The organism is Exiguobacterium sp. RIT452, from assembly GCF_003598705.1.
In the GTDB taxonomy this organism is placed as follows: domain Bacteria; phylum Bacillota; class Bacilli; order Exiguobacteriales; family Exiguobacteriaceae; genus Exiguobacterium_A; species Exiguobacterium_A undae.
Map to the genome: position 1 here is coordinate 280,184 of NZ_QXJB01000001.1, position 26,757 is coordinate 306,940.

General features: G+C 49.1%; 28 protein-coding genes. 20 read left to right on the forward strand and 8 right to left on the reverse strand.

The genetic code is table 11. The annotated features are described in order from the left end of the window. Window positions 1-38: 38 nt before the first annotated feature. Entirely contained in the window at window positions 39-812 is a 774-nt protein-coding gene (locus D3D03_RS01420; RefSeq protein WP_026833528.1) for a sporulation protein, read from the reverse strand. A gap of 119 nt (window positions 813-931) precedes the next feature. On the opposite strand from D3D03_RS01420, the gene D3D03_RS01425 reads away from it, so the two are divergent. The 6 genes from D3D03_RS01425 (at window position 932) to D3D03_RS01450 (ending at window position 5,794) form a co-directional block, all read left to right on the forward strand. Further along, window positions 932-2,116: a class I SAM-dependent methyltransferase gene (locus D3D03_RS01425; RefSeq protein ID WP_028106733.1), complete on the forward strand. Its 1,185-nt coding sequence runs from the start codon at window positions 932-934 to the stop codon at window positions 2,114-2,116. A 34-nt stretch (window positions 2,117-2,150) separates the two neighbouring features. Further along, the gene (locus tag D3D03_RS01430) at window positions 2,151-2,576 is read left to right on the forward strand and encodes a BrxA/BrxB family bacilliredoxin (RefSeq protein WP_026833526.1); all 426 of its coding nucleotides are present in this window, start codon (window positions 2,151-2,153) and stop codon (window positions 2,574-2,576) included. Window positions 2,577-2,885: 309 nt separating this feature from the next. Continuing rightward, window positions 2,886-3,659 (forward strand): transporter substrate-binding domain-containing protein, encoded by a 774-nt coding sequence (locus D3D03_RS01435; protein ID WP_026833525.1) that lies wholly within the window; start codon window positions 2,886-2,888, stop codon window positions 3,657-3,659. Between the two features lie 60 nt (window positions 3,660-3,719). Next, window positions 3,720-4,376 (forward strand): amino acid ABC transporter permease, encoded by a 657-nt coding sequence (locus tag D3D03_RS01440; RefSeq protein ID WP_026833524.1) that lies wholly within the window; start codon window positions 3,720-3,722, stop codon window positions 4,374-4,376. A gap of 13 nt (window positions 4,377-4,389) precedes the next feature. Next, window positions 4,390-5,112: an amino acid ABC transporter ATP-binding protein gene (locus tag D3D03_RS01445; protein ID WP_026833523.1), complete on the forward strand. Its 723-nt coding sequence runs from the start codon at window positions 4,390-4,392 to the stop codon at window positions 5,110-5,112. A 67-nt stretch (window positions 5,113-5,179) separates the two neighbouring features. Then, complete coding sequence (locus D3D03_RS01450) at window positions 5,180-5,794, forward strand: HD domain-containing protein (RefSeq protein WP_119922516.1); 615 nt, start codon at window positions 5,180-5,182, stop codon at window positions 5,792-5,794. Between the two features lie 88 nt (window positions 5,795-5,882). On the opposite strand, the gene D3D03_RS01455 is transcribed toward D3D03_RS01450, so the two are convergent. The 4 genes from D3D03_RS01455 to D3D03_RS01470 form a co-directional block, all read right to left on the reverse strand. Continuing rightward, window positions 5,883-6,596: a ZIP family metal transporter gene (locus D3D03_RS01455; protein ID WP_026833521.1), complete on the reverse strand. Its 714-nt coding sequence runs from the start codon at window positions 6,594-6,596 to the stop codon at window positions 5,883-5,885. Between the two features lie 144 nt (window positions 6,597-6,740). Next, window positions 6,741-7,505: a 2,4-dienoyl-CoA reductase gene (gene fadH / locus D3D03_RS01460; RefSeq protein ID WP_028106729.1), complete on the reverse strand. Its 765-nt coding sequence runs from the start codon at window positions 7,503-7,505 to the stop codon at window positions 6,741-6,743. Between the two features lie 89 nt (window positions 7,506-7,594). Continuing rightward, on the reverse strand, window positions 7,595-8,530 hold the full coding sequence (locus D3D03_RS01465; RefSeq protein WP_026833519.1) for a manganese-dependent inorganic pyrophosphatase: 936 nt from the start codon (window positions 8,528-8,530) through the stop codon (window positions 7,595-7,597). Window positions 8,531-8,586: 56 nt separating this feature from the next. Next, the gene (locus tag D3D03_RS01470; RefSeq protein ID WP_119922517.1) at window positions 8,587-9,672 is read right to left on the reverse strand and encodes an N-acetylglucosaminidase; all 1,086 of its coding nucleotides are present in this window, start codon (window positions 9,670-9,672) and stop codon (window positions 8,587-8,589) included. Window positions 9,673-9,750: 78 nt separating this feature from the next. On the opposite strand from D3D03_RS01470, the gene D3D03_RS01475 reads away from it, so the two are divergent. Beyond that, window positions 9,751-10,704: an aromatic acid exporter family protein gene (locus D3D03_RS01475; RefSeq protein WP_026833517.1), complete on the forward strand. Its 954-nt coding sequence runs from the start codon at window positions 9,751-9,753 to the stop codon at window positions 10,702-10,704. A gap of 229 nt (window positions 10,705-10,933) precedes the next feature. Beyond that, complete coding sequence (locus tag D3D03_RS01480) at window positions 10,934-12,058, forward strand: M20/M25/M40 family metallo-hydrolase (RefSeq protein ID WP_026833516.1); 1,125 nt, start codon at window positions 10,934-10,936, stop codon at window positions 12,056-12,058. Between the two features lie 59 nt (window positions 12,059-12,117). On the opposite strand, the gene D3D03_RS01485 is transcribed toward D3D03_RS01480, so the two are convergent. Beyond that, window positions 12,118-12,297, reverse strand: a complete 180-nt coding sequence (locus D3D03_RS01485; protein WP_026828866.1) for a hypothetical protein — start codon at window positions 12,295-12,297, stop codon at window positions 12,118-12,120. A 107-nt stretch (window positions 12,298-12,404) separates the two neighbouring features. Between D3D03_RS01485 and rnz the strand changes: the two genes are divergently transcribed. From rnz to D3D03_RS01520, 7 genes are read left to right on the forward strand one after another with little or no spacing between them, the layout of a single operon-like run. After that, the gene (gene rnz / locus D3D03_RS01490) at window positions 12,405-13,310 is read left to right on the forward strand and encodes a ribonuclease Z (protein WP_119922518.1); all 906 of its coding nucleotides are present in this window, start codon (window positions 12,405-12,407) and stop codon (window positions 13,308-13,310) included. Window positions 13,311-13,316: 6 nt separating this feature from the next. Then, window positions 13,317-14,213 (forward strand): hypothetical protein, encoded by an 897-nt coding sequence (locus D3D03_RS01495; protein WP_119922519.1) that lies wholly within the window; start codon window positions 13,317-13,319, stop codon window positions 14,211-14,213. After that, window positions 14,210-14,623 (forward strand): DUF4430 domain-containing protein, encoded by a 414-nt coding sequence (locus tag D3D03_RS01500; RefSeq protein ID WP_026833513.1) that lies wholly within the window; start codon window positions 14,210-14,212, stop codon window positions 14,621-14,623. Before D3D03_RS01495 ends, D3D03_RS01500 begins: the two co-directional genes overlap by 4 nt. After that, a complete protein-coding gene (locus D3D03_RS01505; protein WP_119922520.1) occupies window positions 14,601-15,293 on the forward strand; it encodes a hypothetical protein in 693 nt (230 codons plus the stop codon). The genes D3D03_RS01500 and D3D03_RS01505 overlap by 23 nt, the downstream gene beginning before the upstream one ends. Continuing rightward, window positions 15,256-16,221: an ATP-binding cassette domain-containing protein gene (locus D3D03_RS01510; RefSeq protein ID WP_119922521.1), complete on the forward strand. Its 966-nt coding sequence runs from the start codon at window positions 15,256-15,258 to the stop codon at window positions 16,219-16,221. Before D3D03_RS01505 ends, D3D03_RS01510 begins: the two co-directional genes overlap by 38 nt. After that, window positions 16,212-16,778, forward strand: coding sequence for an ECF transporter S component (locus D3D03_RS01515; RefSeq protein ID WP_119922522.1), 567 nt, complete (start codon window positions 16,212-16,214; stop codon window positions 16,776-16,778). The genes D3D03_RS01510 and D3D03_RS01515 overlap by 10 nt, the downstream gene beginning before the upstream one ends. Window positions 16,779-16,809: 31 nt before the next feature. Further along, window positions 16,810-17,187, forward strand: a complete 378-nt coding sequence (locus tag D3D03_RS01520) for a hypothetical protein (protein ID WP_119922523.1) — start codon at window positions 16,810-16,812, stop codon at window positions 17,185-17,187. A 63-nt stretch (window positions 17,188-17,250) separates the two neighbouring features. On the opposite strand, the gene D3D03_RS01525 is transcribed toward D3D03_RS01520, so the two are convergent. Next, the gene (locus D3D03_RS01525) at window positions 17,251-18,060 is read right to left on the reverse strand and encodes an SDR family NAD(P)-dependent oxidoreductase (protein WP_035387651.1); all 810 of its coding nucleotides are present in this window, start codon (window positions 18,058-18,060) and stop codon (window positions 17,251-17,253) included. A 157-nt stretch (window positions 18,061-18,217) separates the two neighbouring features. Here D3D03_RS01525 and D3D03_RS01530 point away from each other — a divergent pair, with 157 nt between their 5' ends. Then, on the forward strand, window positions 18,218-19,678 hold the full coding sequence (locus D3D03_RS01530) for an MDR family MFS transporter (protein ID WP_119922524.1): 1,461 nt from the start codon (window positions 18,218-18,220) through the stop codon (window positions 19,676-19,678). Between the two features lie 46 nt (window positions 19,679-19,724). Here the strand turns inward: D3D03_RS01530 and D3D03_RS01535 are convergent, their stop codons facing one another. Next, window positions 19,725-20,627 (reverse strand): DMT family transporter, encoded by a 903-nt coding sequence (locus D3D03_RS01535; RefSeq protein WP_119922525.1) that lies wholly within the window; start codon window positions 20,625-20,627, stop codon window positions 19,725-19,727. Window positions 20,628-20,670: 43 nt separating this feature from the next. Here D3D03_RS01535 and D3D03_RS01540 point away from each other — a divergent pair, with 43 nt between their 5' ends. The 4 genes from D3D03_RS01540 (at window position 20,671) to D3D03_RS01555 (ending at window position 26,636) form a co-directional block, all read left to right on the forward strand. After that, the gene (locus D3D03_RS01540; RefSeq protein ID WP_119922526.1) at window positions 20,671-22,788 is read left to right on the forward strand and encodes a DNA topoisomerase III; all 2,118 of its coding nucleotides are present in this window, start codon (window positions 20,671-20,673) and stop codon (window positions 22,786-22,788) included. Continuing rightward, complete coding sequence (locus tag D3D03_RS01545; RefSeq protein WP_119922527.1) at window positions 22,788-23,204, forward strand: hypothetical protein; 417 nt, start codon at window positions 22,788-22,790, stop codon at window positions 23,202-23,204. The genes D3D03_RS01540 and D3D03_RS01545 overlap by 1 nt, the downstream gene beginning before the upstream one ends. Window positions 23,205-23,274: 70 nt before the next feature. Next, window positions 23,275-23,814 carry a hypothetical protein gene (locus D3D03_RS01550; RefSeq protein ID WP_119922528.1) on the forward strand — a complete coding sequence of 180 codons (540 nt, stop codon included), beginning with the start codon at window positions 23,275-23,277 and terminating at the stop codon, window positions 23,812-23,814. A 233-nt stretch (window positions 23,815-24,047) separates the two neighbouring features. Continuing rightward, the gene (locus D3D03_RS01555) at window positions 24,048-26,636 is read left to right on the forward strand and encodes a HAMP domain-containing sensor histidine kinase (protein WP_119922529.1); all 2,589 of its coding nucleotides are present in this window, start codon (window positions 24,048-24,050) and stop codon (window positions 26,634-26,636) included. The last annotated feature ends 121 nt before the right edge of the window (window positions 26,637-26,757 follow it).

The following is a 26,757-nucleotide window of genomic DNA, read 5'->3' on the forward strand; positions in this document are numbered from 1 at the left end:
GATAATCGGATCCGGTGTTTGTTGTCTAAAAAAATAACTCAGCTGTGTCGTTCAATCAAATCCGCCAGACGTTGTTTGACGGCAGTCGGATTGGTTAAATCCTGATTGGATAACGAAAGTTTTGTCATCGTCTCGTCCGTACCGGCCATTTCACTGAACAGTGAACCAAGACTGTGCGCACGGCGGTCGATCTGGACGACGATATCGATGCCCGACCGGTCTTGTAACAGGATGACTTCGATTTCGTCCAGTTTATGGGCATAATGGGTGCCGCGTGCTGAATACTCGAGTTCTTGCGCGATCGGCAGATCTTTCCGGAAGCGGCCCGGTAATTTCTCTGTATCGGCTTTCTTTAAACGGAATCCGAGGTCTTCCATCGCTTCAAGGATGACCGATTGGTAGTCATTGGCTTTGACGACGACAGCATCGTGGTCAGAAGGGTCAACCGCCTGCGCGATATCAAGACCCGTTTCAATCCACGACTTGGATTGGCTGACGGAGAGCGGCGTATTGAACGGTACTTGGAGCGTGAACGGAATTTCGCGTTCGACACCTGCTTCAATCGTAAACGGGGCTTCGTTTAACGCAAACCGATCCAGTGTGAATGTCGTAAATGCCGTACTGTCGCCGACTTCTTGTTTGTATTGGGTATTGAAGGCAAGATAAATCCGGGCGATTTCCTGATCGACGCTGCCGCCTTTGATGTGGACGACGCCCGTGATCGTTCCACCGGGTTCACAGTGATCTTGTTCGAGTCGTGTATCGACCGTTGCGGCACCGATGCCGATTTGTGAAAGAATTTTTTTGAACATGTTGTTTTCCTCCTAAAAAATGAAGTATGAGCACTGAACAATAAAGCTTGCTTGCTTGTCGAACGCGGGTGAATTTGCTACAGTTTCGAAAGACCAAACAAAAAAGGACGGGACGATACGTGGAACTAGACCAATTAAAAGACCTGCTTATCAAAAAGCTGCAGGCAACTTCACTCATACACGCGACGATTAGCGGTCCGCGCCAAAAATCAAACGATCTGCGTCGAATCAAGTTAAAACCGATTCTACTTAGAGATACGTATGCAATCCAGTTAGAGTTTCAACATGAACGGATCATTAAGCATGAGAATTTAAGTATAGAAGAATTTATTTTGCGAATGGACGATTATTTTAACGAATTTCGTCAATTTTTATTCCGTTTTGAGACGGAAGAACTTCAATTCCAACTGTCGAAGAAGATGAAAGTCTCGCTGAAGACGACGGTTAAAGAACCGGTGCAGGCGGAATTATCGCATAACCGGAAAAAGAGTCATCTGCTCGAAGACGGCATTCCGGTTCCTTTTCTGATTCGGCTCGGTGTCATGACGGAAGACGGACAAGTCAAACGGCAAAAATACGACAAGTTCAAACAGATCAATCGATTCCTCGAATTTGTCGAAGACAGTATCGCAGTTTTACCGAAAGGACGGACGCTACGGATTTTAGATTTTGGATGCGGGAAGTCGTATCTGACGTTCGCCTTGTATCATTATCTGAAAGTCGTCAAAGGATTTGATTTAAACATCACCGGTCTTGATCTCAAAAAAGAAGTCATCGAAGAGTGTACGGCGATTGCCGCTGATCTTGGATATGACGATTTGACGTTCCGAGTCGGCGATGTCCACGATTACGATCAGGAGACAGAAGTCGATTTGATGGTGACACTGCATGCCTGTGACGTCGCCACCGATGTCGCCCTCGCTCGCGCAGTGGATTGGAACGCCTCAGTCATTCTTAGTGTTCCGTGCTGCCAAAAGGAACTGAACCGCCAGTTGGATTGTTCACCGCTCGACGTGATGCTCCAGCACGGCTTGATCAAGGAAAAGTTTGCCTCACTCGCAACGGATTCGATCCGTGCCGAGTTATTGTCACTCGTCGGCTACGATACGCAGTTGCTTGAGTTCATCGATCTGGAACATACACCAAAAAACGTGTTGATCCGAGCGTATAAAAGTCAAAAACAACCGACTGACGAAAAAATCGAGCGTTATGTGGCATTCCGGGATCTCTTACAGGCAAAACCGTTTTTGGAACGTGAATTGAGCGGCAGACTTGGACAGATTTCATCGAAACTCGTACAATAAAGAAGACAACGATTTTAAAGGGGGAACAAATACAATGGATTTCCAAATGTATTTTGAAGATGTCGTTCAGACGGCACGTAAAGAAGCGGCAGCAGCCGGCTTTGAAGAACTAACGACGGTCGAGAGTGTCGATGAGGCGATGAAACGCGAAGGACTGACACTCGTCCTCGTCAACTCGGTGTGTGGATGTGCCGGCGGCATCGCACGTCCGGCAGCCGCTTACATCAACCGGATGGAAGGCGTCAAACCGGATCATTTCGTCACAGTGTTCGCAGGACAAGACCGGGAAGCAACAGACCGGGCACGTGAATACTTCGAAGGGTATCCGCCGTCATCACCATCATTCGCATTGATGCAAGACGGAAACATCTTGTCGATGGTCGAACGATTCGACATCGAATCCTTTACGGCGGAAGAAGTCGTCGAGAAATTAGAATCGCTGATTGAAATCTACGCTTAATGTGTGATCAAGAAGAGACCGACTCCACTGTCGGTCTCTTTTTTATCGTTCGGTTGAAATCAGATAGAGAAAAAAGGACTGTCTACAAATAAATGTAAGCGGTAACAATGGTTTTGATTAATCATAAATGATGAATAAAAAAGAATTTTATGCATTATTTCAAGATTTTTATGCTTTACAATGAATAAATATTCGTATATTCTAAAAACAATAAATCAGGTCAGGCTTTTTAGTATTGAATTAGAAAAAAACATAAGTCATACTATTGTTAAAGTTCTGACAATTGAGCGTTGGAAGGGGAATTTATTCATGAAAAAATTAGTAGCAACGGCAATGGCAGGCATTCTCGCAGTCACGATGGCAGCATGTGGTGCATCGGAAGAATCGACAGGCGAGACGAACACAAGCGATAAAGTATTGACGATGGGAACGTCAGCGGATTACTTCCCGTTTGAATACATCGACACGGCGAAAGGTGACGAAATCGTTGGATTTGATGTCGCGATCGCAAAAGAAGTCACGAAAAATCTCGGCTACGATCTCAAAATCGAGGACATGGAATTTGGCAGTCTGCTCGGAGCGCTCAGCTCGGGACGTGTCGACTTCGTCATGGCGGGGATGACACCGACGGACGAACGGAAAAAGAACGCTGATTTCACGGACATTTATTTTGAATCAAAAAACCTCGTCATGACAAAAGATAAAGCAATCACGGCGGATGATGAGTTAAAGGGCAAAAAAGTAGGTGTCCAGCTCGGATCGATTCAAGAAGCGTTGGCAAAAGACCGTTACAAAGACAGTGAAGCGGTCTCGTTAAACAAGATTCCGGAAATCATTCAAGAATTGAACACAGGCCGGATCGACGCGCTGATCATTGAAGACGCCGTCGCCGTCAAATATATGGATCAAGACGAGTCGTTGAAAACATATGAAATCAAGGAAGATGGACCAACCGGTTCTGCTGTCGCCTTCAAAAAAGGAGACAAGATGCGTGACGAGTTCAACGCTGAGTTGAAAAAGATGATCGACAATGGTGACATCGACAAACTCGCAGAAGAATGGTTCCAAAAAGAAGCAAAATAAGAGTAGTGCATAGGGGTGGGGGTAACCTCATCCCTTTTGTGCGACGTTAGGAGATTGGTTATGATAGACTTTACAAAGATTCAAGATTCAATCCCATACATCCTGCAAGGGATTCCGGTCCTGTTCCAAGTTGTGGTCGTCGCGGCAATTGCCGGGATGCTGATCGGAATCGTGGTCGCCGCCCTGAAAATCACGAAAAACGGATTCGTTCGGTTCATCGGTCATGCCTATACGGCCGTGTTCCGCGGAACACCGCTCATTTTACAGTTGGCGATCATTCACTTTGGTTTACCGCAATTGACGGGGTACGTCACAACCGGTTATCAATCGGCGATCATCGCCTTTTCCTTAAATTCGGGTGCGTACATCTCGGAGATCATCCGGGCCGGAATTCAAGCCGTCGACCGCGGACAATGGGAAGCGGCCGATGCACTCGGAATTCCGTACATGAAACAACTGCGTTCAATCATCTTGCCGCAAGCCTTTAAAAACATCCTGCCGGCACTCATGAACGAAATGATCACGTTGACGAAAGAGTCGGCGCTGATTTCGACGGTCGGTGTGCTTGATGTCATGCGCCGGGCGCAGGTCGTCGGGGGAGAAAAGGCATTATACTTCGAACCGTTGTTGTTTGCCGGATTCGTCTACTTCGTGCTTGTGATGGGATTGTCCTTGATTGGTCAACAAGTCGAAAAAGCTATGAGAAAGAGTGGGTAATCAGATGGAACCTATGATTCAAGTGACTGATCTGTATAAGCAGTTCGGAAAATTAGAAGTCTTAAAAGGCATCACGACGACTGTCGGACGGGGCGAAGTCGTGGCCGTCATCGGACCGTCGGGATCCGGGAAATCAACGTTTTTGCGTTGCATCAATCTATTGGAGCAACCGACCGGCGGGACGATTAATGTTGATGGTTTTGAATTGACGAAACCGAAAGCGAATATCGCCAAAGCGCGTCAAAATATCGGGATGGTCTTCCAACAATTTAATCTCTTCCCTCATAAATCAGTCCTCGATAACTTGATTTATGCGCCGATCAACGTGCTTGGGTTATCGAAGGAAGACGCTGTCAAACGGGCGGAAGTGTTACTCGATCGTGTCGGATTGGCAGAGAAGCGGGACAACTTCCCGAATCAGCTGTCCGGTGGTCAAAAACAACGGGTTGCGATTGCCCGTGCCCTCGCGATGGAACCAAACGTCATGCTGTTTGATGAACCGACGTCGGCCCTTGATCCGGAAATGGTCAATGAAGTGCTGGACGTCATGAAGCAACTGGCAGAGAGTGGGATGACGATGGTCATCGTCACGCACGAGATGGGCTTTGCCAAAGAAGTTGCCGATCGTGTGTTGTTCCTCGATGAAGGGATTTTGATGGAAGAAGGCAGTCCGGTCGAATTGTTTGATCATCCGAAAACGGATCGGGCAAAAAAATTCCTCGAAAAAGTATTATGAGATCAAACGCTAACTCCCTTAAAATGAGTTAGCGTTTTTTAAACAAGTTTTTTAGAAGGAGGGAACGATTGTGATCAAGGAAACGGAACAGTTCGTCAAAACCTTTCATGCCGATGATTTTTCGGGACACGATTATGCGCATATCGAACGTGTCCGGCGGATGGCGTTACAGATTGCGAGACGAGAAGGGGGCGACGCCCGGATCATTGAACTGGCAGCCTTGTTGCATGATGTCGCGGATGCAAAACTCGGAGGGACGAGCAGCCTTGTCGACACGTATCTTCAACCACGTGTATCGACCGGCGAGCGGCAACATATCTTGGAAATCATCAACAGCTTGTCCTTTAAGGGGGGGGACCGGCCACCGATGCGGACGCTCGAAGGGAAAATCGTCCAGGACGCGGACCGGTTGGATGCGATTGGAGCAATCGGGATTGCCCGGACGTTTCAGTTCGCCGGTCAATTTAAGGAACCAATGTATGTACCGGGGCTCACTCCACGTGAGCCGGGCGACCGGACGAGTCCAACGAGTGCCTTACATCATTTTGACGAAAAGTTATTGCGTCTGAAGGATTTGATGAACACGGACACGGCAAAAGTCATCGCGGCAGACCGTCATCGTTACATGCTTGAATTCGTCGAACGGTTCAAGCAGGAGTGGGAAGGTCAGGAAGAAGCATAGTGCGTCCTAAACGGCAACAAAGGTGGCAGAAGGTTATCTGCCACCTTTGTCGTTAGAGAAAGATGTTTAAATCAGCCGCTTTTGCGGGTTAACTTAAGATGACTGCCGTGATCAAACCGAGGGATGCGAATAAACCGACGATCGCGCCGCCCTCTTCATGCGCTTCCGGCATCATCGTCGAAGCAAGCATCGCGATGATACCGCCACTGGCAAAAGCACCGATCATCGCAAACTGCATGTCGGGCAATTCGGCGAGGATTGAGTATCCGGCCAGCGATGCGAGTGCGGAAATCAACCAGACGAGTCCCCACATCAACAGAATCTTTTTCTTTGAAAACCCGTCCTTTTGAAGTCCGGTCGTACTCGAGAGTCCTTCCGGAATGTTGCTGACGAAAATCGCGGCGACAAGGGCTGCACTGACGTTACCGGACAGGAGACTGGCTCCGATCATGATCGATTCCGGAATCGCGTCAAGAATCGTTCCGAAAAAAATCGCCGTTCCGGTTCCTTCATTGCCGCCCGAGGACCGCTTTCGTTTACTCGCTCCACGTGACGAGACAAACATATCAAATGCCGTAAAGACAAGCGAACCGACGATGAAGGAAATGCCGACGACCATCGTCGTCGATTTGTTTAACGCTTCATCGAGCAGCTCGAACGTCGCGGCGCCAATTAAAATACCCGTTCCGAACGACATCACGTACCCGATCAACCGTTGCTTCAGCGGGACAAACAAACCAATCAAGGCGCCGATGACAACAGCCCCTCCCGCAATGGCACCCCACATAAAAGCTATGCCCATACGATCCACCTCCTTCTACTTACCTGTACTCTTATTTTCCTAAAAAAATGATTAATAAACATATCTAATCCGAAATCAGTGTCTTGGATCGACAGACGGCGACAAAAAAATCCCCAGTCGACAAGACGGGGATTAAGACAAGCATTAAAACGGTTGTTTATTCAGCCAATGCCCACCATCAAGGGCGATACATTCCCCGTTCAAGTAACCGGCTTGATCGGACAACATCCAGACGGCAAGTCCGGCGATTTCTTCCGGTGTTCCGAACCGACCGAGCGGCACGTTCCGGCGAATCCGTTCCGCATGCTCCGGTGACATGGCGAGTTTATCAGCACCGCCTGTTCGTTCGATTGGTCCCGGACTGATCGCATTGACACGGGCTTGATACTTATACCCCCATTCGACGGCGAGGGTCCGTGTCAGGTTCAAGACGCCGGCCTTTGCCGCAGCGCTTGGTGCAACACCCGCACCTGCCTGCCACGCATAAGAGGCGACGATATTGAGAATCTGACCCCCGACGACCTGATCTTCCTGCCATCCTTTGACGAGGGCATGGGAGCAGTTGAACGTTCCGTTCAAGACGATATCGACGACCGTTTTCCACCCGTTCGGTGATAACTCATCCGTCGGACAGATAAAATTACCCGCCGCATTGTTGATCAGGGCCTCGAGTCGACCAAAACGCGCACGTGTTTGATTGACAGCTGCGAGACAGGCTTCAGGATCACGGACATCCATCTGAATGACGGCATGTTCACCAGCAATCTGTTGTAAATCGAGATCCGTCTGTTGTAAACGCTCGGCGTCGCGCCCTGTGACGACGACATTCCAACCGGCTTCTTTTAAGGCGAGTGCCATCGCTTTCCCCATGCCGCTTGTTCCACCGGTGACGAGTATTGTCTTTTTCATCCGTAAAGTCCCCCTTGTATAATGAATGAACAACCATTCATTATACATATTCAAAAAAGAAGGAGCAGACTCCTTCTTTTTTGAATAAATTATTCGGCAGCGAGTGCTGTGTTCGTCAAGACAGGAACAACTTGTTTTTTCCGTGAGACGACACCTTCGAGGTAAACGAGGTGGTTCGTCGCTTCGAGACCATAAGCACGTTCGACAAGTGAGGCTTCCGGTCCGAGAACCAGCGCGACAGAGTTATTCGTCAGGATGTCCGTTACGAGTAACATGTACAAATCAAGATCCTTTTCAGCAATCAATGATTCAATCCGGGCTTCAAGTTCCGCTTGGCGAAGCAGTACTTCTGCCGTATCGACTGTATTGGCTTGCGCGATTTCGACCTTCAGCGATCCCATCGTGAATTCCTTGGCATCAAGCGCAATCAATTCATCGATTGTTTTCTTTGATAAGTCAGCGCCGGCTTTCAGCATGTCGAGTCCATAAACATTGACGTCGACACCAGCGATTTCCGCCAACTCACGTGCTGCGATGACATCTTGTTCCGTACACGTCGGTGACTTAAACAATAACGAATCGGAGACGATGGCCGATAACATCAAGCCGGCGATTTCCGGTTTGATCGCGACACCGTGTTCTTTGTACATCTTGTTTAAAATCGTTGTCGTACAACCGACCGGTTCAGCGCGGTAATACAACGGATCAGATGTCTCGAAATTGGCAATCCGGTGATGGTCGATGACTTCCGTCACCGTGACCGCATCGATGTCATCAGCACTTTGCTGACGTTCATTGTGGTCGACGAGAATGACGTGGTGTGCTTCACTTGATACGCGTGTGACGAGACGGGGAACCGCCACCTTGAAATAATCGAGTGCGAATTGAGTTTCGCCGTTGATTTCACCAAGACGAATCGCTTCCGCGTGGACGCCGAGTTCTTTTTTTAATTCCGCATAAGCGATCGCTGAGGCAATCGTATCCGTATCGGGATTTTTATGACCAAATACTAAAACTTTTTCCATATGCATTCACTCCTAAATGATTGATGTCTCGCCCATTAGTGTACCATAACTCGGAATTAGACGGCGTTCATTTTCAAGAGGATACCGGCGATTTTTTCGCTCCAGTACGGGTCGGAGGCGTAAAACACGTTCATCCCCCGGGCCTTATTTCCGAGAAACGCACCCCGGTAATACTTGCCGTCTTCCGCCAGATAATCCCGGGCGATGAACTTGCCGGTTTTCCGGATCGAATCTTCAAATGATGTGTAGGCCGTCGCATTTTGACCCGGTGCGATATCGGTCGCATTCACCCCAAACAGGTTGAACTTATCCCGGGCGATCTCCGACCGACCGTAATTGGATTCGTGGATGGCGTGCGCGAGCAAATAAGCGGCATTGACCTTGTGGTCGCGTTCGACCTGTTTAAACGTCTTGCCGGTACCGATCAACGGACTGTCCGGTGCGTTTTTTTTGATGTACGCATCGAGCTGCTTTGCCGTCAAATCCGTCGGTTGACGCAAATTTTTGGTTAACGTCTTCGACTCGACATAGGTCGTCGTCCGTTCAGGTGCCGACGACGGTGCTTGTCCCGCCGTGATCAATCCACCGAGTCCAGCATCCGCAACGATATAATGCAGTAAGCGATCGCCTCGTGTCTCGTAGTAAGAGCGGTTACTCGATCGCTCGAGCGGATACGGTGTCAACCGCTCAGAATCGACATATCCCGTCAGACCGGCGATTTCAATCCGGCTTGCTTGTTCGCCGTAGGTCAAAAGTGATAACCGGCTGCCGGGGGCGACATACGTCAGTCGCTTCTTTAAAGTCCGATCGGCATAGATGTTGAGCGTTTCCGGTGCATCGGCGATGCCGATGCCCGAACCGGTCAAGTACAGATAACGTTCGTCGGTTGTTCGTTGCACGGCACCACGTTGTTGACCGACAAACGCTTTTGCCTGATCAAACGAATCAAACTCTTTTTCTTCGATCACTTTCCCGTCCCGGTAGAGTTCAGCGATGTAAGGAGAGGCGGGGGGAAGAATCGTCTTCGGTTTGTCTCGGAACAAAACGAACAGCAGTATGCCGAACAAAAAGAAGAACAGGATGCCTTTCCAGGAACCTGATTTGCGAACCGGTCGGGTGGGGCGGATGGTGCGTTTACTCAAAAAATCACGTCCTTTGAAAATATCAATCGACAACCGGGGTAAAGAATAGGTACGCTAACAAAGAATGGAGGGAAGTCCATGTTGATTGGATATCGTACGTTGAAGACGGCTGTCGCAGCCGCACTCGCCATGTGGATCGCAGAGGAGATGCAGCTCGATTATTACGTCTTTGCGGCCATCATCGCCATATTAAGCATTCAGGCGACGCGCAAGAAATCGTTCCGGGCCTCGTATGAACGAATCATGGCTTCGTTGCTTGCCATCGGGGTTGGCTTTATCCTCTTTGAAGTCATCGGCTACCGACCGATTGCGATTGCTTTATATTTCATTATATTCCTTCCGGTCACACAACGCCTCCGTCTGCAGGACGGTTTCATTACGAGTGTCGTCATTCTGACCCATCTGTATACGGCGCAAAAACTGAATCTCGACATCTTTTTAAATGAGATTTACCTGTTGTTGATCGGAGTGGGTGTCGGATTGCTCGTCAACATGTACATGCCGAGTCTCGATCAAACGATTGCCGAACGCCGCCGCCAAATCGATCAACGGATTGCCGCCTTGTTTTTTGAAGTGGCGGCCGCCGTCGAAACGGGTCGGATCAACCATCACTCACTGACGTTACACGAGACGGAACGATTGTTAAAAGAAGGGAAGGACGCCTCCTTGAAACGAATGGGCAATGCGATCGGAAGACGCAATGACGATGAGGACTATCTGTATTTCCGGATGCGGGAACAACAGTTTGAACTCTTGAGCGGCATCGTCCGAAATGTCGACGATTTGGTTCTGGTCGTCGCAGAAGGCAAAAAAGTCGCCGACCTGTTTCGGACGATTGGTGACAATGTCCGACCCGATGCCGATGCGACTGTTTTCTTAAACGAACTGAGACGTCTGCTCGAAGAATTCCGGGTTTCCCCCTTACCGACGACCCGGGACGAATTTGAAGTTCGGTCTGCCTTGCTGCATATGTTGCAAGAGACGGAACAGTATTTACAACTCAAACAGCGGTTTGTGCATCAAAAAAGATAAAACATCGTCGAGGCGAAGGTTCCGATCAAGAAAATTGCTAAAATCGCGATGGTCGTCCACTTGATGATCCGCTGTTGTTTAGACGGTTTTGCCATGAGGCCGTTCACTCCTTTCAAACGATACGTGATTATAGCCATTGTACAAACAACCTTTCTGAAGTGCAAATCCATCCGATAATGGTATACTAACAAAGCGCTAGATGGATTAAAAAATCGAGGAGGAATGCGACATGGTCAATGAGCAACGTGTGCTTGATACATTTTTAGAATTGGTCCAGATTGATTCGGAATCAAAAGAAGAGGCACAGATTTGTGCCCATCTGAAAGAGACGTTCACGGCACTCGGGTGTGAAGTGTTTGAGGACGATGCTTCATCAAAAACGGAACATAAAGGAAATAACTTAATCGTGACACTCCCGGCAACACAAGAAGGTGTCGATAAGATTTATTTCACTTCCCATATGGATACCGTTTTCCCGGGGCAAGGGATCAAACCAATCATCGAGGACGGGTATGTCAAAACGGACGGATCAACGATTCTTGGGGCGGACGACAAAGCGGGACTCGCTTCTTTGATTGAATTGGTTCATGTTTTGAATGAAACGAACCAACCTCACGGAAAAATTCAATTCGTCATTACGGTCGGTGAAGAATCAGGATTGGTCGGGGCAATGGTCTTGGACCGTTCTAAAATCGATGCCGATTATGGCTTTGCACTCGATTCGGACGGAAAAGTCGGTGATATCATCACGGCAGCTCCAACGCAAGCGAAAGTTAATGCCAAAATCTATGGAAAAACGGCCCATGCGGGTGTGGCTCCAGAAAAAGGCGTCTCTGCGATTACAATAGCCGCAAAAGCGATTGCTAAAATGCCGCTTGGCCGGATTGACGAAGAAACAACGGCAAACATCGGACGTTTCAGCGGCGGCGGTCCGTCAACAAACATCGTTTGTGATTATGTTGAAATCTTTGCGGAAGCCCGGTCGCTTGTTGCTCCGAAAATGGAAGCGCAGACGGCGAAGATGAAAGCAGCCTTCGAAGACGTCGCAGCAGAACTCGGTGGACGTGCGGAAGTGGAAGTTAAGGTCATGTACCCAGGCTTTAAATTCGAAGCCGGAGATCAAGTAGTGGAAGTCGCGAAAGCGGCGATCACGCAACTCGGTCGGACACCACGCTTGTTGCATTCTGGTGGGGGATCAGATGCCAACGTGATTGCCGGTTTTGGTATTCCGACCGTCAACTTGGCTGTTGGTTACGAAGACATTCATACGACAAATGAAAAAATGCCGATTGAAGAGCTCGTCAAGACAGCAGAATTATGTGTGACGTTAGTGGATTACATCACGAATAAGTGATGACAGGCTAAAAAAAGAGTGTACCGCAACGTTGCGGTACACTCTTTGTCGTTGTACGATTAAGTTAATTGTGGACGTTCGAAATATTCCATCGACTCAAGAACAAGTTCTTCCGTACATAGTAAGGTTGTCGCGATGTCCTGAATTTGGATCGATTTCCCATACTGTTGCCGATAGTTCTCGTTTAACATCCGGGCACTTTGTACGATTCGTGCATAAGTCCGTTCGATTTTGGTCATGGAAAAACCACCTTTCGAATCAGTATGGGTACAGTTTATCATGCTTCCGCTTGAGAAAGGTGTATTTTGTGTATAAAAATTGCTAATTTTACGAAAAGGGGAAAAAGATGGAATTTTATTTTTTAGGAACAGGTGCGGGAATGCCGTCCAAACAACGGAATGTCTCATCCATCGCACTGTTACATCCGAAGATGACCTGGTTATTTGATTGTGGTGAAGCAACGCAACACCAGATGTTGCACAGTCCGATCAAACCGCGTAAGGTCAGTACGATTTTCATCACGCACCTGCACGGCGACCATATCTTCGGACTGCCAGGTTTTATCAGTACCCGGGCTGCACTGGAAGGGACGACGTTGTTGACGATTTATGGACCAAAAGGATTAAAGGAGTGGCTCGAAGCGACATTACGCGTCACCGGGACGTATCTGCGGTACCCACTCGACATCATTGAAGTTGAGGCAAGCCGGACCTATGAACATGAAGGATTCCGAATCACCGTCGAAGAGTTGGAACATCGCTTTCCTGCCTTCGGCTACCGGATTGAGGGAGAAGAAGAGAAGGGTGCCTTGTTAGTGGATGAATTAAAACGGTTAGACATTCCTTCCGGTCCATTGTATCGACGGATCAAGCAGGAACCGACATTTGTTTTTAAAGGAACCGAATATCAATCCGCCGATTTTCTGGGTGCGCCCAAACCGGGCATCAAGATTGCCGTGTTAGGCGATACAGTGCCTTGTGACAACAGCATCCGCTTGGCCGATCAGGTCGATCTTTTGATTCATGAGGCGACATTTGCGGATTCCGAGCAGGATCATGCCGGACGGTTCGGACATTCGACGGCGAGGCAAGCGGCTGAGATCGCTGCCCAGGCGCAAGCAAAAAAACTGTTGTTGACGCACATTTCAGCGCGCTACGTCGATCAGGAACAACGCTTGGAAATGGAGGCACGAGAAGTATTTCCAGAGTCATACCTCATGATGGATCATCAATCTGTCGTGATGAAGGGATAAAACAATATGGACTTTCTCATCCAATGGTCACTTTTTTTGTTAGCTGCCATCATCCTTGGCTTCTTTTTAGAGAAGCGAACCGAAAAAGAACAGTATCTATATTTAAAATTTGTCTTTTACGCCTGCTTGGGGGCGGTGTCCTTTCCCGTTTATGACATTCAACTGCCGCTTGGCATCATACTGTTCTTGATTGTCTTGCACCCTAAGAAAAACTCGAGATACAAACGGTACATGGCATTGTTCGGATTTCTGTTTTTCCTGTTACAGCTAGTGTTGGGTCCGTTTGATACGATCACCCTTCGTGAAGAAACCCAACAGATGGGACAGGTCACGATCACGGATGATTCGTTCGAAATCTTGATGGATCATATCGATCGGCGGATTGGCGATGATTCGTTACGCTTGGAGCAAAGCCAATTATTGTTTGACCAAGGCGGTAATTTGCGAAATGCGACATTTGAACTGATTGCGAAAACGCCGACCCGGTTCGTTCGGTATGAGGTCTCGTATCAGGAAGTGACGGGGACGTTAACCTATCGTCCGCGGGAAGAAGTATTGACGCGGTCATTGGAGTCGTATTATCAAAAACTGATTGATGCCTCGACGTCCTTTACGATGTTAAAGACGTTATCAATCAAACAGATTTTGCATGAATCAAAAACCCCGTATGTCGAAATGGATCTCGACGGTCTGTATGAAACATTCAGTCTGCAAGATGCGACCGTTTTACTGGTGGATGATCAAGGCGATCTGATTCCCTATGTCAACACGGGAGAAGACGTGCTCGCAAATGCGATTCGATTGACGTATCTCCGATCGGACGGTCAATCGTTACAAGATAAAAAAATTCTTTTATACAATTACAGTTTTGAAACTTCAAGACGAAAAGGAGTCGTACGATGAAAAAATGGATGCTGATCAGCAGTCTCGTAGTATTGGCGGGTTGCGCGGAACAAACGACAACAACGGATAATGAAAGTGCTAAAGCCTGTGACCGGTCGGTCGAAGTATCCGTTGTCGATCATGCCGACAAAAAAACCTTGTTCGAGGACGAAATGTGTTTGACGAAATCGGACACGGCACTGGATGCGTTGGAAGAGACGGATTTGGCTGTCGTCAAGACCGGTAAAGGCGACATGAGTTATGTCACTGCCGTAGACGGCATCCGGGAAAAATCAGCCGGCGCAAGCAGCGGCTGGGTATTTGGTGTCAACGATAAACCGGGACAGGTCGGGGCTGCCGCGTATGAGTTAAAAGACGGCGACCGCCTGGAGTGGCGGTTTGAAAAAGATGCAATGGCTTATTTTCAGTAAGGCAGAACGGGAGCGACTTCATCCGCTGAATGTCGCTCTTTTTTTAGTGGCGATGTTATCGGTCCCGTTCTTTCTGACAACGCACTTGACCGTTCTTCTGATCTTTCACCTGTTGTTCTTTATCGGGATCCGCGAATGGACGGTCTTTCGTTACCTCTTGCTCCCACTTCTGTATGTCGGTTTGATGTATGCCCCGTTGCTCGTGGGAGCCTCGATCGATGCTTACGGAATTTGGATGACAGGTCTGACGGTCGCTGTCTTCGTCACGTCCAGTCAGCTCGTCTTTACGCTCGTTCGTCTGGAACAGATGGGTCCGCTCTTTCGGGTCCTGCCCCGGCTGACACGTTTGACCGGGATGGTTCTGGCCATTGTGCCATCGCTGCTGCGCACTTGGCCGGAAGTGAAGATGAGTCACCCGAAACAGTCGCTTGAAGTCAAGCTGGAACGGATTGCGCTGTACCATCTGCTGCCGATCGATGCCGTGCCCAGTCGCCTGCAACGTATGACGCGTCGGGATGTGCTCAAAGGTTTGTTGATTGGTGGTGCCTTTTATGGATTGACGACGTCATTTGCACTGGGAGCCGCTTTTCTTTTACCGTTACTGTTGATTTTCTCAAAAGGAGGGTTGCGTGATGCCTACTATCATTACCGACGAAACCGGCTCGCTTGAGATGTTGGAACGTTTGGCACGAACCGAGGGGACGGACGTCATCCGACCCGACCGGTTGTTGCATGGCCGTGTCCGTGATTTACTGTCGACGACCAGTTTATTTGTTGCCGGTGAACTGGCGACCTTGCTGGGACTGGAAGCCTTTTTTGACCGGGAAACTAGTGAATTATCGTCCGGTGAACAACAACTTGTCTCACTCGGATATACGTTGGCGTCACTGCCAAAGTCAATTTTTTTGGCAGAACCGTTTTTATTTTTGGATCAAACGCGAAAGTCGCGTCTGCAATCCTTATTAGCTGAAATCGAACAGCGTTTTACGTGTCACGTCACGTACTCGGTGACACCTCAGCATCGTGTGCAACAAACAGCGTTTCAAGAGACATCAATTGGTCCGGTCATCGATGAGATGATTCGCGTCGAACACCGTTACCCGTTACAAGCGAAGTACGCTTTGGCAGTCAGTCAGATCTCATTTCGGTCCGGAGAACGGGTCGCCTTGATTGGAGCGAACGGAAGCGGGAAATCAACTCTTCTACGTTTATTGTTAGGCGTCGACCGGCCGCTGTATGGCAAAGTCAAACGGACAGGAGACAAACGGTATATCCCGGCTCATCCGGCACTCGCACCGGCTCTTGCCGGTGAAAACTTGACCTTTGCCGAACAAAAACAACAGGTGCTGGCCCGGATATCGTGGTCAAAAGACGCGTACTACTTTGATGAACCGACGGCCGGTTTATCGAATCAATCCCGCACGGTCTTCATCGATGCTTTGCTTGCGCATCCGCAAAAATTAATCGTCATCGCCACACATGATCCGGACGTAATCGTGCATGCGACACGCGTCATTTATCTCGTCCAGGGAGAAGTCGCCTATGACGGTCCGGCGGCCGCCTTTATCGAGCAAAGCAGGGTCTACGAATGGAATTGATTCTCGTTGCCGCCGTTCTGATCAGTTTGGTCGTGCTCCGGTTTGAATACCGTCCCGTTTCGGAACCAATGTTGCGTTTCATCGCTTTGGTCACGGCAGCGGCGATTGTCGGGCGGCTTCTGTTTGCCGGTGTCCCGAATGTTCAACCGGCCACTGCGCTTGTCTTGTTGCTTGCTGCGTGCGTCAGTCCGATCATCGGGGCCATTGCCGGGATGCTCGTTGTTGTGCTGACCAGTCTGTTTTTAGGAAGCGGACCGTTTGTCCTGTTCCAAATCATCGCCTATGCTGCAATCAGTCTCTTTTGTGTATTGCCGGGGATGAAATCACGGGTCATGTTATCGATCTATGGCGCAATGGCAGGTTTTTTGTATGGGTGGATCAGTAATTTAGGATTTTTGATTTTTACCGGTTTTTCGCCTGAGGCGTTTGTTACTTTGTTGCTGACAGGCGGTGTGTTTGATTTGTTGCACGGGGTGTCGAACGTGGTGTTCATCTGGATGTTGCATCCGATTTTTTTACGGATTTTGCACTCGTTTGACGGGAAAACGGGTAAATAAAAGTAATCCCATAAGACTGGAGTGAAGTATCATGATTGGTTCAGCGCTATCCATAACGTATCTGTTGTTGTTAGTACTTATTGCAGCGTTTGGTCTGTTATTTGGAAGTATCTTATTGCTGAAGCAAACGGTCAGGGGGCGGTATGCCGGCTTTTATTTACTGGCAGCCGCCATTTTTCCAGCCGCGATGATGATCACATCAGTCGAAGGGGGACTGATCGGACATTTGTTTTTTGAGACCGATTTATTTTTATCGATCGTTGCCTGGTTATTGATTCTCTCGACCGGCTATATGACGATGGTGACGGCGCTGGTCACGTTCCGGTATGTGTATCGGTATACCGCATTGCCGCGAACGCTTCAAAAATGGTGGACGGATCATATTCACCGTCCGAATCAGACGCACTAATCCAAAAAGACGTCCGTCGATTCCCAGCAGGGACGCGACGAACGTCTTTTCTTGTCTGACTGATCAGTTGGAGAAGCTGAATTCCTCTTCCGGCGTCTCTTGTTGCTGATCCGGATTTTGAATGCGGCCCGTCACTTCCGTCAAGAGACGGCGTGGCAGGAATTTTGCGACGGTCACCATGGCACGGTTACTTGCACCCGGCACGACGACCCGTTTTCCTTTTAATGTGCCGCGGTAGCCGGCGAATGCGACGAGATGTGACGGCATACTTTTGAACGGTAACGTGATTTTAGCCCGGTCAAAGAAATTCGTATCCGTTGGTCCCGGACAGAGACACGTGACCGTGACACCGGATCCGTCGAGTTCTGACGCCAGCGCTTCCGAGAACGACAAGACGTACGCCTTTGTTGCATAATAGACGCTCATGTACGGACCCGGCATAAAGGCGGCGACCGAAGCGACGTTGAGGATACGACCAAATCCACGGTCGATCATACCCGGAACCAACCGTTTCGTCAGATCCGTCAGAGCGACGACGTTGACGTGAATCGAGTTGATGTCTTCCGACGGATCGATTTCCGCAAAACGTCCCGACGTGGCAAAGCCCGCGTTGTTGAACAGCAGATCGACTGTCAGTTCATGTTCGTCGAGATAATCGATGACACGGGAGACGCTGTCCGCCTGCGACAGGTCAGCAGCAAACGTGTATGCTTTAATTTGATAACGTTTTTCAAGAACGTGTTTCAGTTCAGTGAGTTTCTTCTCGTTGCGGGCGATCAGGACACAATCAAAACCATCGCGTGCTGCGAGGACGGCTAAATCAAGACCGATTCCTCCGGAAGCACCTGTAATCAAAGCAGTTTTTCGTAACATAATAAAATCCTCCATTCGGTTGGTAAATCAATCTTTATTGCTTATCATTCCCTATTGTTCCCCTGATTCCTGCTCCGTAAGCATCTCCTTTTGGAAGTCGGGCGATCATCGGTATGATTAAGACGATGGAACATCCACAGAAAGCGAGTTGAACAGCGTGAGAAAAAACGTCACGATTGCCTTATTATTAGCCACATTTTTAGCCGCGATTGAGGGAACAATCGTCGCGACGGCAACACCGGTCATGGCCAGTGAATTGAATGGGGCCAAACTCGTCAGCTGGATTTTTGCAGGATTCCTGCTGTTCATGGCGGTTTCGACCCCGATTTACGGCAAGATGGCCGATCTGTATGGACGCAAGCGCGTCTTGTTGTTCGGAATCGGCGTATTTACACTCGCCTCGTTGGCCTGCGGGCTTGCTCAGACGATGGAATCCTTGATCATCTTCCGTGCCGTCCAAGGCATTGGTGCCGGAGCGGTTTTACCGATTGCAATGACCATCATCGGAGATCTTTATACATACGAAGAGCGCGGGAAAATCCAAGGTGTCCTCAGTGCGGTCTGGGGAATTTCCGGTGTGGCGGGACCACTCGTCGGCGGATTTTTAGTCGAAACGTTATCGTGGCGCTACATCTTTTTACTCAATGTTCCGTTTGCCTTGATTTCGTTTATCATGATCGTCGTGTATTACAAGGAAACCGTTAAAGCCACGACCCGAAAAATTGATTACCGGGGAGCCGTCTTATTTGCCGTCGGAATGAGTGCGTTGCTGTATGCCTTATTGTCGGGCAGTGAGTCCGAGACGTTTTTGCGTCCGGTCATCTTGATCAGTTTTGGTGTCAGCGCCGGGTTGCTGTTCTGGTTTTACCGGGTTGAAAAGAAAGCGGCGGATCCCTTGCTTCCGCCGGCCGTGATTCGTCATCCGGTCATTCTCGTCATTAATCTGGCCGTCTTCTTTTCCGCCTGGGTCCTCGTTTCGATGTCCGCCTACATTCCGATTTTTGCACAGGGCGTACTCGGGAAAAGTCCGACCGAAGCCGGATTCATGCTGATGCCGTTGTCGTTGTTCTGGACGATTACTGCGATCATCGGCGGCCGGACGATCGGGATTGCTTCGCCGCGTTACCGGACGATGACCGGAATGGGATTGCTCGTTGTCGGCATGATCATCTTGACCTTCATTGACCGGGCGTCGAGTGATGTCTTCATCTACCTGGCCGTCTCCTTGATCGGAATCGGCTTTGGTCTCGCTCAACCTGTTTTTATGGTCGTGCTTCAGACATCCGTCGACTGGTCACTCCGGGGATCCGCAACCGCCGTCAATTCTTTTTTAAGCACAACAGGACAGACGCTTGGTGTTGCGATTTTCGGCACGTTGTTTAACGTTTCGATCATTCAAGCCTTCAGTGATTCGCCGTTGCTGTCCGCGTATACAATCGATCCGTTTTTCCAGTCGGATACAGCAGGACGTTACGGAACGGAAGTCCAGTCGGCAGCCGAACAGGCGCTGGCAAACGGGTTACATCTCGTCTTTATCGGAGGATTAGTCTGTGCCGTGCTCGCCTTTTTGATGACGTTTCGTCTGCCGAAAGTGCGTCCGGAAGATCCGACCAACTAAAAAACACCAGCTGGATGTCCTTTGAATCAAGGGCATCCAGTTGGCGTTAACGTTCGGATTCGGACGTTGTGGCGGCGTTTTGTTGAGCGAATTGTTCCCGTATGTCACGTTCATTGCGTCGGAGAAACAGACCGATCCCGACCAATAACAATGTGGCTCCGGAAATCTGGATCCACGTCAACGATTCCTGGAACAAGAAGTAACCAAAAATCATTCCCCAGACGGCTTCACCGAGAATCGTAATGCTGACGATGCTGGCACTGACGCGGGACAGGGCCCAGTTGAACAAGTTATGACCGAGCAGTGTCGGGAACACTGCGAGTAGAACATAGATACGCCAGTCGACTTCAAACGCAGCGACGAGGTCGACCGATTGGATGAGTGAAAACAGCAACAGGACGACGGAGGAAACGGCGTACACACCAAATGAATAGGTATTCGTCGAAACGCTCGTCCGGACATGTTGACCGAGCAACCAGTAACCGGCGACAAGAATCGTTGCCAGCAACGCCAGTCCGTCGCCGATTAAGGCACGCGGACCTACCGCGATGTCACCGTAAGCGACGAGCCCGCCACCAAGAAGGGCGACACCAACAAAAAAGAGCGCCTTTTTGGACGGATGTTGTTTAAAGAAGACGGCGTTTCCGATCAAGACAAAAATCGGACTTGCCGTTACGAAGAGCGTCGAGCTGGCAACTGTCGTATAATCAAGAGACAGAAACCACAGCCAGAAGTGACCGGCTAACAGAATGCCGCTCAAAATCATATGGCGAATCGTTGTCGAACTGAGGCTGAGCAATTCTTTTAAGTGGATCAACGGAAGCAACAGCAACGTTGAAAACAGCATCCGGAAAAAAGCAACGGCTTCAATCGGGGTTTCGGCCCATTTAACAAAAATTGCAGATGTTGAGATAAAAAAGAGCGCCATGAATAAAGTGAAATAGGGCATGTGAACCTCCGCGTGTCTGAAGTAAGGAAATGAGGGTGAAACGATGCAATTAATCATTGCGGAAAAACCAAAACAAGCTGAAAAACTCGCCGCGCCATATCCATCGGTCAAGCGGGACGGATACATTGAAATTAAGCCGTGCGATCGTTTTCCGGCGGGTGCCAAACTGGCGTACGCGGTCGGACATTTATGTGAACTGCAGGAACCGGCGCATTATGATGCCAAGTGGAAACGGTGGAACTATGACCATCTTCCGATCATTCCCGAACGCTTTGATTACCGTCTGTCGCGTGGGAAAAGCAAGGCATTCCAAGTGATCAAGAAATTGTTAAATGAGCGGACGACAACTTCCATCATTATAGCATCGGATGCCGAGCGAGAGGGAGAGGCAATTGTCCGGCTGATTCTTCGCCTCGCGAATAATGCCAAGCCACTCCAACGACTCTGGATCTCGAGTCTGACCCCACAAGCCGTCGACCATGGATTTGCCAATCTGCTCGACGGAAAAGAAACAGAAAATCTGTTTCATGAAGCGATGAGCCGGGCCTGTGCCGATTGGTTGATCGGGATGAACGCTTCGCGTGCCTATACGACCTTGCTCAAGAAAAAAGGGATTGCCGATGTCTTTTCGTTAGGACGGGTCCAGACCCCGACGTTATCCTTGATCGTCGAACGTGAAAAACAGATTGAAAACTTCCGACCGGAAACATTTTTTGAAGTCGAAGCGGATTTTACGCGATACAAAGGCAAGTACATCAATGCGAAAAAACAGACGAAGATTACAGAACGTGAACTGGCAGAAGCAATCGCAGCCCGGACGAAGGGAACAGGCATCATTGCCACAGTCGAGAAAACGGAACAGGTCGAAAAGCCGCCGTTTTGGTTCAGTCTGTCTTTATTACAGACGGAAGCGAGCCGACGCTTCGGTTTAGGGGCAAAAGAAACGCTGGATATTGCCCAAAAACTCTATATCCGAGGCTGGATCAGTTATCCCCGGACGGACTCATCGTTTGTCTCAAAAGACGAAGCCAGCCAGTTTCCGTCGATCTTAAAACGCCTACTCAAACAACCGGAGTATGCGGAACTGACCGACGTCCTGACCAAAAACCCGGCGACGAATAAACGGTACGTCAACTCGGCGAAAGTCAGTGACCACTATGCAATCATTCCGACGGAAGAAGCCGGGGCAGTCGCTAAATTGTCGGGCCGTGATGCGCAGGTCTATGATTTGATTGTTCGCCGTTTTCTGGCTGCCTTTGCCCCGGATGCCCGTTCCGAGAAAACGGAGATCGTTACGCAGCGGGAGCAGGACCGGTTCATCACAAAAGGCAGTCGGTCGCTGGAACTTGGATTCAAACGTGTGCTGCAGATCGAAGCGAAGGAACTGGATTTACCGGCGGTCGAAATCGGACAACAGGTGCCGATCAAAAGCGCGAAGTTGCTTGAGAAACAAACGGAACCACCTAAACGGTATACCGAAGGGACGTTGATTCTCGGCATGAAAACGGCCGGGAAGGTCCTCGAAAATGAACTGCAAGCAATCATGAAGGAAATCGAGGGGCTGGGAACGGAGGCGACCCGAGCCGGCATCATTGATGGGCTGAAGCGACGTGAGTACATTCAGGTCAAGAAAAAAGAAATTCACCCGACGGCAAAGGGACGGATTTTGATTGAAGCCGTCAGCGGAAGTATCCTTGCCTCGCCGGAGATGACCGCGAAATGGGAAAGCCGGCTCGACCAAATCGGGAAGGGTGAGGCCTCGGCAGCGCAATTCGTCGAACAGGCCAAAAAGTTGTCACAACATCTCGTCGAAGATGCCAAAACACGTGTCGAGCAACTCGAAGTCGATCCGACGCAAGTGCCGGCTAAGCGGGCACGGGGCGCGACAAACCGTCCTGTTGGGATCTGTCCGGTCTGTCAGGCGGAATTACTCGATCGCGGAAAATTCTACGGCTGCAGTGCCTATCAGAAAAAGAACTGTGGTTTTACGTTACCAAAAACGATTCTCGGTGCCCGCCTGACGCAAGCGGAACTGAAAAAAGTGCTGGCACATGAAAAAACGAAACCGCTGGACATGAAAAAGAACGGACGGACGTTCCGGGCGATGTTATACCTCGAACAAAACCAGTTGAAATTTGAATTCGTGAAGGGAGAAGCCTGATGCATTACGATTTAATGGAGAACCAAACGTTTATCCCGATGTTTGAACGTTTTTTGAAGGAAGGGACACGCTTGACCGTCTGGTTTCCAAACGAAGTGACGGTCGGACCGGCGGACGAGTTGATTTTGGAGGCGGAAGAGTTATTTGGTGTGACAGCAGAAGTCATTGATGATCCACAATCGTTTGGTAAAACCTTATTGATGCCGTATTTGACGGAACAGGAAACCCGGGAGGATGGATTTGTCCGATACGAAGCCGAGATGACCGAGGAAGTCAAAGCGGTTTTGCGTGAACTGACGTTGCCGATGATGACAGACGGTGATTTTGCTGTCCTGTATTCCTATCAGATTGACGCACCGAACGGTTCGTTATTTGTGGAAGATTGGTTTAATGCGGAAGTGTTACTGAAAAATTGATTTGATACCGGAACCTGGGCTGTTTGATTTGCGTAAGTAAGTTAATCAAATCAAACAGGAGGGAACTTGAATGAGAGAATTTGGAATCCGTACCCTTGCATCGCTGTCGGAAATCGACGACATGACATTCGAAGAAGGCGGGGATGGTTTTTTTACCGGAATGCCGGTTTTCATGGTCATCTTTTTTGTTCTGATACTTTCAGTTATCGTGATTTCATTGATTTCATCGGCCTCAAAAGGAATTTCGACGAACGGAATCACGACATCACTCCGGCATCATGCGTCACAACTCGTGACACCATCAGAGTCAGGCGCACAGGACTATTTGACATACATCCGTTCCTTGTCGGTATTCCCGGTTGAAAAGACGAATTTGGAACCGGTTCGCCTCGCAAAAGGAATTTTGGCGCTGATTCAACAGACGGATCTAATCGAAGGAACAACCAAACAAGACATTCTGGCGCAATATGCACGGTTGGGTCTGCTTGAAGGTGATCCATTAGCGGACGAACAGCCGGTTCGCCGTCATTCGAGCGCACACGATCATCATCAGATGCATATCGATCAGCATCAGGCAGATCATCAAAATTCCAATCATTCGAATCTTTAACTTATTGTCCATTCCGTTCATCGGAGTGGACTTTTTGTATGAAATCCGTTCATTAGAAGAGTAAAACCCCGCTTTTCCGACATCTGTTTGTAACATACAACGGTTTAGATTAAAGTTAGATGAAAAGCGGTCTTTTTTGAGCATATTTAGTGGAATTCAATAAAAAACCTTTAAAATAGAGTTTAGAAACGAAAAAATTGTGTATCAATTACACGATAGAGGGGGATCAATAGATGAAATCATGGCTTAATCGTACGATTGGACGCCAAATTATGTTCGCCTTCTATATGATTATTCTGACACTCGTGCTGACCTCAGCCGGTGTTTACTTTTATACGAAAAATCAAGTGCAGGATTCGCGTCAGGAACTGTTGACGTTAAACGATCATCGTACACGAGCGACGAACTTATACGAATCCTGGCAGAGTCTTCAATATGAGATGCGTGGATTTGTCCTGCTAGGTGATGAGGCGATGCTTGAAGAAATCGAACGGAAAAAAGACGCCATCAATCGCCAGACGACGTGGTTCGAAAAAAATGCGCGTTTTAAAGAAGAAGAACAATACGCAACGGATGCCCGGGCGCTTTACAGTGCCTATACGGAACGCGTCATGCCGAGCCTGACGAACTATGTTGCCGCCAAAAAAGACGGTGACGTCACCGAACCGTTCCTGCAGATGGCGACGCTCGGAAAAGTGACACAGGCACCAAAACTGGATCCGGATCGAAAGTTCAACATCAAGACGAAAAGTGCAGCTGATATGAGCTCGAGCATCGTCGATATGGAAACGGTCTTTACAGATTATCGGAACTCATTAAATCAACAAGAGTTGGCAGCACAAGACAAACTTGGGAAGCAAGTGAATGCGTCACAGGTGCTGGGCTTCATCAATCTAGCAGTCCTGTTACTCATCATCGCCTTACTCGTTCGTCCGTTCGTGTCGAAGCTGACCGGACAGTTACGCCAACTGAACCGCGAGAGCAGTCGTTTGGCCAAAGGGGAAGACGCTACACCAATCCCTGTCGTGAACGAGCGAGATGAAATCGGGGAATTGACGACGACGTTTAATCAAATGGCGGCGGCGATTTCCACACAAAAAATGCAACTCGTCTCCAGTAACGACGAACTGCAAAGTCAACAAGAAGAACTCGTCGCGCAACAAGAAGAGTTGCAAACACAACAAGAAGAGCTGGAAGAAGCCCTTGATATTACGTTACGGAATGAAACCCATTTGCGTTACCGGAACGAATTGACGGAAACCCTTGCCTCACGCGAGACATTGACGGCCTATCCGGCGATCATCGAGAAGTTGATTACAATCACGGATGCTGAGTTGGGGGCAATCGTCTTTCTCGAGGAAGACCGCTATACGGATATCGTCTCTTACGGGATGACTGTGGATCAGGAACGTAAACTCTTGACGTCCTCGATGTCCTTGCTCGAGCGGGCGCGCATGCACAAACGGGCTGTCCGGTCGACGAAACAGGTCACGAGTGATCATCCGCTTCCGTATCCATACAGCATGTATGAAACGGTCGTCCCGGTCATGGATCCGGCGACAAATACGATGATTGCGAGCATTTATCTTGTTCGTTACCGTGATCAATTTAACGACGATCAGACGGAAGAAATTTGGTCGTTCTCACGTCAATTGGCATTGTCACTCCTGCGGATGCGGGTATTTGATGAAATCGAACGGGAACGCGAGAAAACGTCGAAACTGTTGCACTCGATCCGGGAAGCCGTCATCTACATCGAAGGCGGAAAAATCTTTGCCAATAAACCGTTGTTGGCGTTGTTCCACCACCCGGCACATGATCAGTTCAACGATGACGGTTTGATGACGCTGGATGTCAAGATCGAAGAGTTGGCCGTTCAAGTCGACCAACATGAAGCGTTCTTGGATTATATGGACCGCGTATGCAGTCATGAGATACCGACGGAAGGATTGTCATTGTCTCTGAATAAAGAAGAACGGTTCGTCCATGTCTATGCGGAAGGCATCGATTACGGCGGACGATTCCGCGGAACGATGCTCGTCTTACGTGATGTGACGATTGAGACGGGAATCGATCGGATGAAGTCGGAATTCGTATCGACGGTCTCCCATGAATTGCGGACACCACTCGCCTCGATCTTCGGCTACACGGAATTGATGCTGGCGAAAGATTTGCCGGCGGCTCGACAACAACGCTACTTGACGACGATTCATACGGAGACACAACGTCTGACGAGTCTCGTGAATGATTTCCTCGATGTTCAGCGGATGGAATCGAGCCAACAGCAGTATCATTTCAAGGAGCTTGACCTGGCGAACTTGATTCAGGAAGTGGCCGAATTCCAAGCCGGTTCTGCGACACATCACCAATTGAGTCTCGAGACGGGCGATGCACCAGTACGACGGGTTGAAGCGGACGAAGCGAAGATGCGGCAACTGTTTGGAAACCTGATCAATAACGCCATCAAGTATTCACCGGACGGCGGACAGGTGGAGTTACGACTTGAGGAATTAGACGATCGGTTACGGGTCACGGTTACGGACGAAGGGATCGGTATTCCACGTCAAGCGTTACCGGAGTTGTTTGGTAAGTTTTATCGGGTCGACAACTCCGACAGCCGGAAAATCGGCGGGACCGGTCTTGGCTTGGCGATTTGTCAAGAAATCGTCCGGGCGCATGAAGGGTTGATCCATGTGGAATCGACGGAAGGAAAGGGTTCGATTTTTACAGTCGAACTGCCGTTCGTTCAAGCAGATGTATCGCTTGAAGAAATCGTGGAGGCATCTTTATCATCAAACGACCATCTTCGAAAACATAAATAATGATGCGTACAGCAAAGACAGTGGGTTCCCCGGAACGCACTGTCTTTTGTTTTGGACAATGAAAGTGGATTGTAAAACGATTGAAACGGGAAAATGATTCATAAGAACTCACTTACTTTAT